General features: G+C 52.2%; 15 protein-coding genes and 2 pseudogenes. 6 read left to right on the forward strand and 11 right to left on the reverse strand.

Annotated elements, in window-relative coordinates:
* Positions 1-94 precede the first annotated feature (94 nt).
* Positions 95-574, reverse strand: a complete 480-nt coding sequence (locus tag QJT81_05170) for a hypothetical protein (protein ID WGZ95379.1) — start codon at positions 572-574, stop codon at positions 95-97.
* A gap of 143 nt (positions 575-717) precedes the next feature.
* On the opposite strand from QJT81_05170, the gene QJT81_05175 reads away from it, so the two are divergent.
* Genes QJT81_05175 through QJT81_05185 form a run of 3 tightly spaced genes read left to right on the forward strand, consistent with a single transcriptional unit; the run spans position 718 to position 3,448 of the window.
* On the forward strand, positions 718-2,193 hold the full coding sequence (locus QJT81_05175; GenBank protein WGZ95380.1) for a SulP family inorganic anion transporter: 1,476 nt from the start codon (positions 718-720) through the stop codon (positions 2,191-2,193).
* A gap of 12 nt (positions 2,194-2,205) precedes the next feature.
* Positions 2,206-3,072, forward strand: coding sequence for a universal stress protein (locus QJT81_05180; GenBank protein ID WGZ95381.1), 867 nt, complete (start codon positions 2,206-2,208; stop codon positions 3,070-3,072).
* A gap of 22 nt (positions 3,073-3,094) precedes the next feature.
* Positions 3,095-3,448 (forward strand): YkgJ family cysteine cluster protein, encoded by a 354-nt coding sequence (locus QJT81_05185; protein ID WGZ95382.1) that lies wholly within the window; start codon positions 3,095-3,097, stop codon positions 3,446-3,448.
* Between the two features lie 15 nt (positions 3,449-3,463).
* Here QJT81_05185 and QJT81_05190 read toward each other — a convergent pair whose 3' ends face one another.
* Positions 3,464-4,171 (reverse strand): anti-sigma factor, encoded by a 708-nt coding sequence (locus QJT81_05190; protein ID WGZ95383.1) that lies wholly within the window; start codon positions 4,169-4,171, stop codon positions 3,464-3,466.
* A complete protein-coding gene (locus QJT81_05195; GenBank protein ID WGZ96451.1) occupies positions 4,168-4,494 on the reverse strand; it encodes a sigma-70 family RNA polymerase sigma factor in 327 nt (108 codons plus the stop codon). The genes QJT81_05190 and QJT81_05195 overlap by 4 nt, the downstream gene beginning before the upstream one ends.
* A 134-nt stretch (positions 4,495-4,628) precedes the next feature.
* Here QJT81_05195 and QJT81_05200 point away from each other — a divergent pair, with 134 nt between their 5' ends.
* The gene (locus QJT81_05200) at positions 4,629-5,483 is read left to right on the forward strand and encodes a transposase (GenBank protein ID WGZ95384.1); all 855 of its coding nucleotides are present in this window, start codon (positions 4,629-4,631) and stop codon (positions 5,481-5,483) included.
* A gap of 75 nt (positions 5,484-5,558) precedes the next feature.
* Here QJT81_05200 and QJT81_05205 read toward each other — a convergent pair whose 3' ends face one another.
* Positions 5,559-6,260: a trypsin-like peptidase domain-containing protein gene (locus QJT81_05205; protein ID WGZ95385.1), complete on the reverse strand. Its 702-nt coding sequence runs from the start codon at positions 6,258-6,260 to the stop codon at positions 5,559-5,561.
* 117 nt (positions 6,261-6,377) lie between these two features.
* Positions 6,378-7,638 (reverse strand): annotated as a pseudogene (locus QJT81_05210) (alpha-amylase family glycosyl hydrolase).
* A gap of 73 nt (positions 7,639-7,711) precedes the next feature.
* On the opposite strand from QJT81_05210, the gene QJT81_05215 reads away from it, so the two are divergent.
* Together QJT81_05215 and QJT81_05220 are read left to right on the forward strand one after the other, a co-directional pair.
* Positions 7,712-7,984, forward strand: coding sequence for a hypothetical protein (locus QJT81_05215; protein ID WGZ95386.1), 273 nt, complete (start codon positions 7,712-7,714; stop codon positions 7,982-7,984).
* Positions 7,985-8,001: 17 nt separating this feature from the next.
* Positions 8,002-8,943, forward strand: a complete 942-nt coding sequence (locus QJT81_05220; protein ID WGZ95387.1) for an ISAzo13 family transposase — start codon at positions 8,002-8,004, stop codon at positions 8,941-8,943.
* A 21-nt stretch (positions 8,944-8,964) separates the two neighbouring features.
* Here QJT81_05220 and QJT81_05225 read toward each other — a convergent pair.
* The 6 genes and pseudogenes from QJT81_05225 to QJT81_05250 all read right to left on the reverse strand — a co-directional run bounded on the left by QJT81_05225 (position 8,965) and on the right by QJT81_05250 (position 12,045).
* Positions 8,965-9,192 (reverse strand): annotated as a pseudogene (locus QJT81_05225) (alpha-amylase).
* A 21-nt stretch (positions 9,193-9,213) separates the two neighbouring features.
* The gene (locus QJT81_05230) at positions 9,214-9,606 is read right to left on the reverse strand and encodes a type II toxin-antitoxin system VapC family toxin (GenBank protein WGZ95388.1); all 393 of its coding nucleotides are present in this window, start codon (positions 9,604-9,606) and stop codon (positions 9,214-9,216) included.
* Positions 9,606-9,830, reverse strand: coding sequence for a hypothetical protein (locus QJT81_05235; GenBank protein WGZ95389.1), 225 nt, complete (start codon positions 9,828-9,830; stop codon positions 9,606-9,608). The genes QJT81_05230 and QJT81_05235 overlap by 1 nt, the downstream gene beginning before the upstream one ends.
* Positions 9,831-9,932: 102 nt before the next feature.
* Positions 9,933-10,244, reverse strand: coding sequence for a PfkB family carbohydrate kinase (locus tag QJT81_05240; protein WGZ95390.1), 312 nt, complete (start codon positions 10,242-10,244; stop codon positions 9,933-9,935).
* Between the two features lie 384 nt (positions 10,245-10,628).
* On the reverse strand, positions 10,629-11,720 hold the full coding sequence (locus QJT81_05245; protein WGZ95391.1) for a glycosyltransferase: 1,092 nt from the start codon (positions 11,718-11,720) through the stop codon (positions 10,629-10,631).
* Between the two features lie 4 nt (positions 11,721-11,724).
* Positions 11,725-12,045 (reverse strand): hypothetical protein, encoded by a 321-nt coding sequence (locus QJT81_05250; protein ID WGZ95392.1) that lies wholly within the window; start codon positions 12,043-12,045, stop codon positions 11,725-11,727.
* Between the last annotated feature and the right edge of the window lie 110 nt (positions 12,046-12,155).

Below are 12,155 nucleotides of genomic sequence, written 5' to 3' on the forward strand. Positions count from 1 at the left end.
GAAAGTATTTGTTTTATCAGTTGCTAGGATAAGGACAGCGACGCAGACAGGCAATGATCTAAAACAAGAAAAGGCTCTACGGAGCCTTTTGTGTTCAGAAGTGGGGCTGAATTTCGGCAAACGATACCGAGCCAAACTTTGCCAGCGCAATCCGCAATGCTGACGGGGAAGGTGTCAGCAATTTATCGGGGAATTCCGCAAACCACAGATTGCCATCCGGTGTGGATGTCACCACGATTTGGTGTTCATTTTCCAATTGCACCAAGGACATTTGGATGCCGCGAATATTGGTATCAGGGATAATTTCCATCCGCACTATGCCCGGTTTGCCGGAATCTTTAAGCAGCATCGAAAGCTTCATCTTGTCGTGTTGCAGCAAGCATTGGTTGGTGGCGAGAAAGCATTCGCCCTGCAATTGCAGCGGCAGCATGGCAACTTGCTGCTCTACGGTCGGCTTGGGTTGGTCTTTTGTGACCCACAAGTCCATCATGCCCCAGCCGCCGATGGCGAGTATTGGCGCAATCATAATGGCAATGCGCAGGTGTAAAGGTTGGGCAAAAAACCAGCGTAACATCAAGCAATCTCCAGTGAAAACACAGCGATTAGCATACACGAGTCATCACGGTATCGCTGTATTTTGCGGGTTGATTTCCCTAGAATGCAGCGCTTCTGCTGTTTGCTTCGCGCACTCACTCTTCAATAATGGAATCTAGCACCATGAAATCTCTCCAACAGGATTGGTTCGGCAATGTCAAAAATGACCTGCTTGCCGGACTCGTCGTTGCTTTGGCTCTCATTCCCGAAGCCATCGCTTTTTCGATTATCGCGGGCGTTGATCCGAAAGTGGGGCTGTATGCCTCGTTCAGCATGGCAGTGGTGATTGCATTTGCGGGCGGTCGTCCGGGGATGATTTCCGCTGCGACAGGCGCAATGGCCTTGGTCATGGTGATGCTGGTGAAAGATCACGGTTTGCAGTATTTGTTTGCAGCAACCTTGCTCACAGGCGTATTGCAGATTGTGGCGGGGATGCTGCGGCTGGATTTGCTGATGCGCTTTGTGTCACGCGCAGTGATTGTTGGTTTTGTGAATGCGCTGGCGATTCTGATTTTTATGGCGCAATTGCCGGAGCTGGTCGGGCATGGCTGGTTGGTGTATGCAATGGTTGCCGCCGGTTTGGGGATTATTTACCTGTTCCCGTATGTGACCAAAGCCGTGCCGTCGCCGTTGGTGGCAATCGTGGTGTTGAGCGCGGTGGCGATGGTGTTTGGGCTGGAAATTCGCACCGTTGGCGATATGGGCGCGTTGCCGGATAGCCTGCCGGTGTTTTTGTTGCCGGATATTCCGCTGAATTGGGAAACGCTGACGATTATTTTCCCTGTGTCGGTCACGCTGGCGGTGGTGGGTTTGCTGGAGTCGTTGATGACGGCGACGATTGTGGATGATTTAACCGATTCCACCAGCAATAAACAACGCGAGTGTGTGGGGCAGGGCGTGGCGAATATTGCCACGGGTTTCCTGGGTGGCATGGCGGGTTGTGCGATGATTGGGCAATCGGTGATCAATGTGAAGTCCGGCGGGCGTGGGCGGTTGTCTACGTTTGTGGCGGGTGCATTTTTGCTGCTGATGATTGTGTTCATTGGCGACTGGGTGGCGCAAATTCCGATGGCGGCATTGGTGGCGGTGATGATCATGGTGTCGATTGGCACGTTCAACTGGGATTCGGTGCGTAAATTGCGTGAACACCCGAAAAGTTTCAATGCGACCATGATTGCCACGGTAGCAGTGGTGGTGGCGACGCATGATCTGGCGCAAGGCGTGTTGGTTGGGGTGTTGCTGTCGGGTTTTTTCTTCGCCAACAAGATTGGGCGGTTTATGTTTGTGAAATCGCGTTCGGAAGACGAGGGGCGGATGCGCGTTTACGACGTGGTGGGGCAGGTGTTTTTTGCGTCAGCCGATGCGTTTATTGCGTCGTTTGATTTCAAAGATGTGTTGGATAAGGTGCAAATTGATGTCAGTCGGGCGCATTTTTGGGATTTAACGGCGGTGGGTGCGCTCGACAAAGTGGTGGTGAAATTCCGTCGTGAAGGCACGGAAGTGGAAGTGGTCGGTTTGAATGAAGCCAGTGCTACGTTGATTGACCGTTTCGGAACACACGACAAAGCCGATGCCACCGACCCGCTGGCAAGCCATTAAGGAGCAACCCCCATGAAACCTGAAAATAAGATTTTGGCCTGCGTTGACCAGTCACATTACGCCGATCATGTGGCGGATTATGCCGCGTGGGTAGCTTCCCGCATGGGTTTGCCATTGGAATTCCTGCATATTCTGGATCGTCACCCTGAACGTTCACGCCACAATCACGACCACAGCGGCGCGATTGGCATGGATGCGCAAAACCTGTTGCTGCAAGAATTGTCGGCGGAAGATGCCGCGTTCAGCAAGCAAGCGCGTGAACAGGGGCGCGTCTTCCTGAATCGCTTGCGGGAGCGTGCCATTGCCGCAGGGGTGGAAGCCCCCGACGTGCGCCAACGCCACGGTGCATTGACCGATACGCTGATCGAACAGGAAGACGCGGTGCGCATGTTCATTCTCGGTCGGCGCGGGCAATCGGCGGAAACCACCCAACGCGACTTAGGGCGCAATGTGGAAAACGTGGTGCGTGCCTTGCACCGCCCGATCCTAACGATTACCGACGATTTCAAAGTGCCGGAACGGGTAATGATTGCGTTTGACGGCGGCAGTTTGTCGCGCAAAGGCGTGGAACTGATTGCGGCTTGCCCGTTATTTGTGGGTTTGCCGATTCATGTGATTACGTCCGGCGAAGCGGGCAAAGGCTTGCGCAAGCAGTTGGAGTGGGCGAAAACCACGCTGGAAACGGCAGGGTTTGAAGCGCATACCGCGTTGTTGGCAGGCGACCCGCAACAAGTGATTGCCGCACAAGTGCAGGAGCGCACTATCGACGTGTTGATCATGGGGGCGTATGCGCATTCGGCGTGGCGCAGTTGGTTGTTTGGCAGTAAAACCAATGAGTTGCTGCGTTCGGCGCGGATTCCGACGTTGTTGCTGCGTTGAGAGTCAACCCTGTTAGGTTAACATGACTAAAAATTATCAAGTAATACGTTTTTTGCGCCGCAATATTCCTGCATTTGCCTGCGAGCCGGGTTGCCATGATTGTTGCGGGCCGGTCACGGCATCCAGTGAGGAAATCGCGGCACTACCCGTTAAAAGTGAAGCAGAACATGCCGAGGCGTTGGCTGACTGGCGTTGCCCCTATTTGGGGGAACACGGTTGTACGGTGTATGCGGAACGTCCGCTGATTTGCCGCGTATTTGGAACAACGCCGCGCTTGGCTTGCCCCAGAGGGAGAAAGCCTGAGGTGTTGCTTGCCCCAAACGTTGAGCGGCAGGTATGGCAGTTTTTACGGGAAACTCGGCAAGTGTTGCTCTAATGCATTTTGCTAATTTTACAGCGCTGCCAGTTCTCCACTAAAAATCACTTTGCCTTGTGGGGTGTCGCTAGGTGGTTTATCCATCGGTTCGAGGCTGATGGCAAACTGGCTGACATTTGCCATTTCCTTCCAGGTTGCTTTATCAATCGGCATTCGGTTTTCACCTTGTGCGGTTAGCGTGCCCATGCGCATCGGTGGTTTATTGCTGTCTTTGGGGATGCACCACACGGTGGGCATCATGTCGTCTTTGACCGGCAATGCACCGTTTGGCATATCGAAGGCAATTTCCATCGTCTCATGGTAGACCATCACCACCATCATTTTGTCTTGTTGTACCGGGGTTTTCATATTTGCCATGTAAATATCGGGCTGGTTGCTAAGGTTTAGCAGCAATACCGTTCCAACCGATGCAACGACGGCGGCAAATGCAGCTACCGGTACATGGCTCCACACACTCGCGAACCAGCTTTTTCGTGGTGAAGCGGCTTTGCCTAATTGCAATTCCTTGCTGATGGCATTCCATACTCGCGCTGGTGGCGTTTCGCTGGGGAGCAGGGTTGCCAATGGTGCAAATTGTTGCTGGTAAGCGTTGGTAATTGCCCGCAAGTAGAGGTGTTTACGCATCAGTTTCTCAAAGCGCAGGCGTGCTTTACCCTGCAAGGTGCCGAGCGCGTAAGACATCGCCAAGTGTTCAAAAATGTCTGGGTTTTGGTAACGCTTCATTGTAAGCACCCCCGTAATTGTTCCAATCCACGCCGTATCCACGCTTTCACCGTGCCTAACGGTTTTGCCAACGATTGTGCCAACTCCTCATGGGTTTGCCCCTGGTAAAAGGCTTGAAGGATACATTCGCGCTGTTCTGGTTTTAGCTGATCTAAGCAGTACAGCAGCCGCTCGGCATCTTCGCCCATTTGTTGCAATGCATCCGGTCCCGGTTCCAGTGAGGCAAATTCTAGGGATTCGTATTCCACATCATCAACCACAGTCGGGCGGCTTTGGGCTTGGCGCAGTTTATCGAGTGCTTGGTTACGTATGATTGTGGTCATCCACGTCATGGCGCTGGCTTTGCTGGCGCTGAGCTGTGCGGCGTGATGCCACACTTTGATCAGATTGCGCGGGAAACGCCTTTCATACTGTTCACCAAAGCCGACACCACCACTTTTAGCGTATGATCAACCCTATGCAACGATTACAAGCCTTTAAATACGAACTCAAGCCCGACGGCGCACAACAGCGACTGATGCGCCGTTACGCGGGTTCGTACCGTTTTGTTTACAACAAAGCCTTGGCGTTGCAACAAGCCAACCATGCAGCGGGTGAGACATTCATCGGTTATGTGGCAATGGCAAAACACCTAACGGCATGGCGCAATGGTACAGAAACACCTTGGCTAAAAGATGCCCCTGTCCATCCCTTGCAACACGCTTTAAAGGACTTGGACAAAGCCTACAAAAACTTCTTTGCCAATGGTTTGCGAGCATCCAGACCCAGCGGGAAGTTCAGCAACAACTGGAAAAAAGCGAAAGCCAAAGTTCAAAAAATCCACACCAAAATCGCCAACGCCCGCCGCGATTTTCTGCACAAAGCCACGACCACGATCAGCCAAAACCACGCGGTAGTGTTCGTCGAAGAATTGCAGGTATGGAATATGTCCCAATCAGCGGCAGGCACAGCAGAAAACCCTGGCACAAACGTTGCAGCGAAGTCTGGCTTGAATAAAGCCATCCTCGACCAAGGCTGGGGCGAGTTCCGGCGGCAACTGGACTACAAGACAGTATGGAACGGCGGAATGCTGTTTACTGTGCCACCGCAGTACACCAGCCAAACCTGCCCGTGCTGTGGTCATGTTTCAGCCGATAACCGCCAAACCCAAGCGTGCTTTGCGTGTGTGGCATGTGGCTATGAAAACCATGCCGATGTGGTCGGGGCGGTCAATGTGTTAGAGCGGGGACACCGCTTGTTAGCCTGTGGAGATGGGGCGTTACGCCTCTCGATGAAGCAGAAACCCGCCGAAGTAAGTCAGCTATCTGGCTGAATGCAGTAGGAATCTCCTTCCTTTAGGGAGGGGAGGATGTCAAGACAGCGGTACAACGCGGCTGGGTATTGTCGTTCACAGTACTTTAGGTGCGTTGATCAAACGCGGCACAATCTGGCGTACCACATCCATCGGCACCGCAAAGCCAATTCCATCTGACCCTCCCGACAAGCTGTAAATAGCAACATTCATGCCAATAACGCGCCCGCTGCTGTCCAACAACGGCGCACCAGAACTGCCGGGGTTAATCGCCGCATCGGTTTGAATCAAGTTGCTGATCCCGCCGGTTTGTGGATCGCCAAAATTACGCCCTAACGCAGAAATAATGCCAGAGGTAAAACTGCGACCTAGGTCAAAGGCATTGCTAATGCTGTAAACGTGCTGCCCGACTTTCAAATTCTTGCTGCTGTGGGTATGTGCGGGGGCGGGTAGGTTGGTAATGTCGCGCAATTTCAAAACAGCCAAGTCGTATCTGTTGTCTGAATTCACCACATCTGCTTGCCGAGTGCCTTCCTCGTCAAAACTCACGGTCAGGGTTTTGTAGCCAGAGACCAAATGCTGGGTGGTGACAATGTGTCCTTTTGTGTCCCAAAGGAAGCCCGTACCCGTGGCAATTTCACCAAATGCATCCGGCTCTTGTTCTTCAGCATGAATACACACGACCGCTGGATTGGCACGCTCATAGATAGCAATGGTTTGGCGTTCCGCAATAGGCAGCAGGCTACAGCCACCTAGCACAAAGCCCAATAAAGCGATGATAAACAGATTTTTTTTCATTGTGTGACCAGTGGTTTTGGTTACTAAGAACCGTAAGAGTAACACAAGTGACACGTAAGCTAGTGTCGTAAATGCATCAAATGTTGCTAAAAAGTCACATATTTTTCAAGAGACAACTCATTGATCGCTTAACCAATAAAACTGCAACGGCGGAATCACCAACTCCTCCTTGAACATGGCAGGGCGTTCCCCCGAATACAAATCACGCACGCTGGCATGGCGGAAAAACGCCTTGCGCCCCAAATCCTCCAGATTCAGGTGTTGCGGGTTGGCATCAAAGTTTGCCACTACCAGCACTTTATTCATCGGCTGGTGAATATCGAACCGCGCAAATACAAACAAGTGCGGGTTGCCCACATCCAGTAATTCGCGGTTATTAAAATCGGCGAATGCCGGAACTTCTTTGCGAATAGCGATGAGTTTCTTCAAGGCAGTGAACAGACGGAATTCCAGCGTGCCGGGGGTATTGCGCAAATCAGCTTTATTCCAGTCGATTGGCATTTTTGGTGGCGACCGCATCCCACAATAACGCCATGAAGGTCGCGTTATAAGCAATTTCACATTCCTTGGCGTTAATCGCATCCTCGCCGAAATACTTGATGATTTCTACCGGCGCAACAATGGCTTCGGCAATGAACAGCACACCGGGGGCAGTCACTTGGCAGCAATCCTTGAACAGTTGCAACAACAAATAGGCTTCGCGCTCATTCTGGCAAATGCTCCCAATTTTTTTCCACAGAAACGCTACCGCATCCAGCCGCAGAATATCCACGCCGTGATTTGCCCAATACAAAATAATGTCGAGCATCTCAATGAAAACGGCGGGGTTGCTGTAATTCAAATCCCATTGGTAGCTGTTGAAGACTGTCATTACCCACTTGCCCATGTCCTCATCCCAGGTGAAGTTTCCGGGGGAGGTTTCCGGGAAAATTTCTGGCATGGTGCGCTCAAACATATCCGGCACTTCGCGGTTATCGAAGATGTAGTAGTAATCCTGATGCGAAGGGCAACTTGCTTTGGCTTGTTGCGCCCATTCGTGTTCGTTGGAGGTGTGGTTTAACACTACGTCCAGCGTCAACAAGATGCCGCGTTTGCGCAACTCGTCTGCCAGCGTTTGCAAATCTGCCAATGACCCCAAGCGGCTGTCAATCTGACGGAAATCGCTGATCGCATAGCCGCCGTCACTTGCCCCGCGTGGGCATTGCATCATGGGCATTAGATGCACCATGTTGACTCCCAATTCCTGAAAGTAATGCACCCGTTCCGTCAAATCGGGAAGGTTTTGAGCGAAGCCATCGGCGTAAAGTGCCATGCCGACCCATTGTTGGCTTAAAAACCAGTTATGGTCTTTTTCACGTTCCAGATCGGATTCGCGCAAGTGGTTAGGAACTGTCCCGAAATAACTTCCCTCTTTTCTGCTAACAGCGAAAGGGGGAAGATAGCCCCTTGTAATGCCAATCAACACCGAGGATGAGCCAATGGATGTTTACCCATCAGCCATAGAAAAACAAATGCAGCGGTTCTACCAATCGCTCAATGAGCGTGACCGCCGCCGCTACGCCGCCGTGGAAGCCGTCCGGCTTGGGCACGGGGGGCAGGACTACATTTCCCGGTTATTGGACTGTGACCCCAAAACCATCCGCCACGGGTTGACGGAGTTGGAATCGGAAGATGGCTTGCCCACCGTAAGGCAGCGAAAAAAAGGGGCGGGCGCAAACGGCTGAACGCTACGCACCTGCAATTGGATGAGCATTTTCGCCAAGTTTTAAAGGATCATACGGCAGGCGACCCCATGCGGGAGGCGGTGAAATGGACGAACCTGTCACGTCGGCAGATTGCCCGGCGGATGCAGGCATTGGGGACATCGGCTGGGAAAAACGTGGTGTCGCGCCTATTACGGGAGCACGGCTACCGCCGCCGCAAGCCCCAGAAGAAACGCACCATGGGGCAACACGCTGACCGTAATGCCCAGTTTGAAAAGATTGCCCAACTCAAACAAACCTACCTGCAAGCAGGCAAACCCGTGATCAGCATTGACACCAAAAAGAAGGAACTGCTGGGCAACTTTTACCGTGAAGGGGTAACGGATGCCGTCGAACCCACGGAGGTCAATGACCATGACTTCCCCAGCTATGGCAATGGTCAGGTGATCCCCCACGGCATCTACGACCTTGCCCGCAACGAAGCGGCACTGCACCTGAACACCAGCCACGACACCACCGAGTTTGCCTGCGAAAGCCTTGGCTTATGGTGGCGTGAGCAAGGGAAACCCAACTACCCCGAAGCTGACGAGCTGTTGGTCTTATGTGACGGTGGTGGCAGCAACAGTTCCTCTGCGTACCTGTTCAAGCAAGACTTGCAGGCATTGGCGGACAGCCTGAACCTGACAATACGCATCGCCCACTACCCGCCCTATTGCTCCAAATACAACCCGATTGAACACCGACTGTTCCCCCATGTGACCCGTGCCTGCCGGGGTGTGCCGTTGGAAACGGTCGAAACCGCCAAACACTACATGGCAAAAACGGAAACCACCACTGGCTTGAAGGTCGCTGTCCGCATCATCAGTAAAGTTTTTGAAACCGGGCGCAAGTATACCCAAGCGTTTAAGGATAACATGACCATCCAGTTCGATGATTTCCTGCCAAAATGGAACTACACCGCTACCCCTCAGTCCCCCTGATTTCGGGAAGTTATTTCGGGACAGTTCCTTAGGGCGCAAAACGTATTGCCGTGCCATCGTTTCCACCAAGCACTGCATCTGGGCGCGGTAATCGTCGCGTTTGCCATACAGCACGGTAAACAACGAATGTATCGCGTAAAAATTTGCCCCCAAGCGGGTGTAAAAGTGCCGCAAGCCTTCGCCTTTAATGCTGGGGTCAAGCTCAATCAGAATGTCATTGAGCAGAGAATGGGAGACTTGTTCGTACATGGTGAATCCTTCGCGGGCTATTTACGCTGCTGGTTTTGATTTTACCGCGATAGAAACCGTTCCTACGCCTAATCGTTTGAAATCATCACTATTGTTGGTTGCAACGCTCATCCCATTCACTAACGCGGTCGCTGCAATGATGGCGTCAGGTGTCTTGGTTTTGAATTGCTGACGCAGCGAAATGGTTTTTTCTGCGATTTCATCACTTAAGCCCAAGACTCTGGCTTTGCTGATAAAGGTTTTGGCTTTTTCGTACAGTTCGGCATCCGTAGCAAAGCGACTCCAGCCCAGAAACTCAATCTTGGTGATGATGGAAATATTGAAGCTGGTTGCCAACAATGTGTGAATCCCTTCATCGTCCGTCATGCCGTTGAAGTAATAAATGATGATATTGGTATCAAGCAAAGATGGCATCATTGCCACCCTTCGCGCATATCTGCCAGATAAGCATCCACTTCCTGCCGGGAACTGTGGGCAACCCCGAAAAACTGGCGAGGGTTGAACGGTTGGGGATCTGGCGGCGACTGCAAGGCAATGCCGTCTTCTTTTGCCAATTGTTCCAGCAATAATTGTACGAGTCGGAATTTATCGGCATGGGGCAGGGAAATCACACTGGGTAGTATTTCTGCGATTGACATAACACGGTTTCCTGTTGGTGAGTCCTCAAGAGTTGCTCTCAGTATAGCGGTCTGGTAGCAGCACATCCATATCACACCACCCGATAATACCAAGTGACTTAATCAAGCTTTATGCAATTGCCATGCGTCAATAAACGGCTGGTAAAACGCCATCGAACGGGTTGTTGCCCCACGCAAACCCACCACCGCACTGGCAAATTGTTGGGCGCGTTGCACAGTTTGCGCCATTCCCCAGCCGTTTAACAAGCCCAACAGCACCACGCTGCTGAAAGCATCGCCCGCACCAACGGTATCGACGACGTGGGTGGTGTGTTCCGGCGCAACGTGCCAGCGTTCCCCACTGGCAGCGATTGCCATTGCCCCCGCTGCGCCTTGGGTGAGAATCAGGTATTGCAATGCTGAATCAGCAAACAACTGCTGGATTTGCGCCTCGGTGTCGGCGGCTTGCGGGATGAGGTTAATAACAGTTAGTATGAGAGTTGTACCTAATTATCCAAATATCATCAAAATGGGTAACTTTGTCGTTATCAATGTGGAGAAATAGCGCACTATCTACTAGATTATTGGGGTGATTGACGGTTTTCTCGAACCTGTTTTGAGAGGTAAGTCCGGTTGCTTTGGCACAATCACCTACGGCGAGTTACGCCGGATGTAAAGTCTGTGGAGAGGTCGTGAGACCTGGGGGAGCAAGCGGTCGCCTCATCAGCGTAAAGCCCCCCACTGTGGGAGTTTTAATGGCAATAACCAAGCCGTTCCTCTGGGCAGCCTCGATGAAGCAGAAATCTGACAATAAATCTATCATGAGTAGGTTTGTATAGGTTCAGAATAACGGTTGATGAATACGCCTTTGCTGGCAGCCGCCAGCCGGTACAAATCCGGCACATCGTGGGCTTGATGGTGTTTGGGGTAGGCGACTTTGCCATACAAATCGTATTGGTCAACCGTGAGTAAAATGTCGCTGAGAACTTCCTGCGCTCCGCTGTCAAGATCGTGGATGTCATCACGGTTGCCTGCCACAATTACCAAATTCGCCAATTGCTGAAGTTCGGGGGATTCGCCGTAGGCACTCACCAATTCCACAATATTCTTGCGTGGGTCAGGGCGTGACAGTGCCAGAATCATGGGTTTGTCTGGCTGCGTCAGGAAACGTGCCAGTTCAGCCTGCATCGGGCTTGCGGGTGAGTCGGCTTGCGGCGGGTAAAATTGCTGTAAGTCTGTTCCCGGCGGAATCACCCGCATGTGTTCGGGGCGGTAGTGGTCATACAGGGCATATTGTTCCTGCACTTCCTGTTGGGTGCTGGTGATGACCCGTTCGGCGACACCGAGGGTGGTTTCTTCGGCTTCAATACGGCGGGTAATGTGGTAACGGGTTTCGAGGGCTTCCTTGCTGTGACCGGCGGCGAGTAACTGACGGCGTTTGCTGTGCCCCAAGGAATGCCCGGTATGCACCAGTGGAATCCCAAGTAAACTGGCAAGGCGTACCCCGACATAACCGGCATCGGCGTAATGGCTGTGGAGGATGTCAGGCAAGCGCGGTTGCTGTTTGAGGTATTCCAGGGTGGAATCGGCAAAGCTGTCGAGCGAATCCCAGAGTTGTTCTTTGGGAATACAGCCCGCTTCGCCGCAGTCAATGCGCACGATTTGGACATTATCACTGAGTGTTTCGCGAGGTTGAGCATAATCGGCACTCACTGTCGGGTCATCAACGCGGCGGGTGAGCAGGTCAACCCTGCCCACCCACGCATTCGCACCCAAAGCACGCGCCAGCTCCACCAGGTATTTGGTTTGTCCGCCAGTATCCGCATCGCGCCCTAATTCGAGGTTATGCCCGCGAATCAGACCGTGAATACTTAGCAGAACAATATACGGTTGATGGTCATCTGGGGTCATGGATTTAGCACTCTCCTTCCAGCTCGGTGAGAATTTCCTGACGGTGCGCAATCATGTCGGCGTATTCTGCCTCGTAGAAAAACTGCTTTGCGCCAAACGCAGGCTTGAGATGATTTAACCAAGTCGCCTGTTCATCGTATTTGGCAAAAAATGGCTTTTGCACCCACTGAGGATTGCGTCCTTGAATAAACCGTAACACGAATACTTTTTCGCCGCGAATTTCCGCCACACCTTGAATCTCTATTTTGCCGGGGCTGGCGCTCATGGAGGGGCCACGCGCAGTACGCGCCAAACCGGATAAAAGTAATGTTGTGCGCCGGTACACGGAAATGGTGCATTACGAATTTGCGTTTGATGTTACCACATTGAGCAGGGTTATGCTGTGTGCAAATTATTCAATCAATGGATATTGCAAATTTCAAATTAAACTTGAGA

This window comes from Candidatus Thiothrix putei (assembly GCA_029972225.1).
Taxonomy (GTDB): domain Bacteria; phylum Pseudomonadota; class Gammaproteobacteria; order Thiotrichales; family Thiotrichaceae; genus Thiothrix; species Thiothrix putei.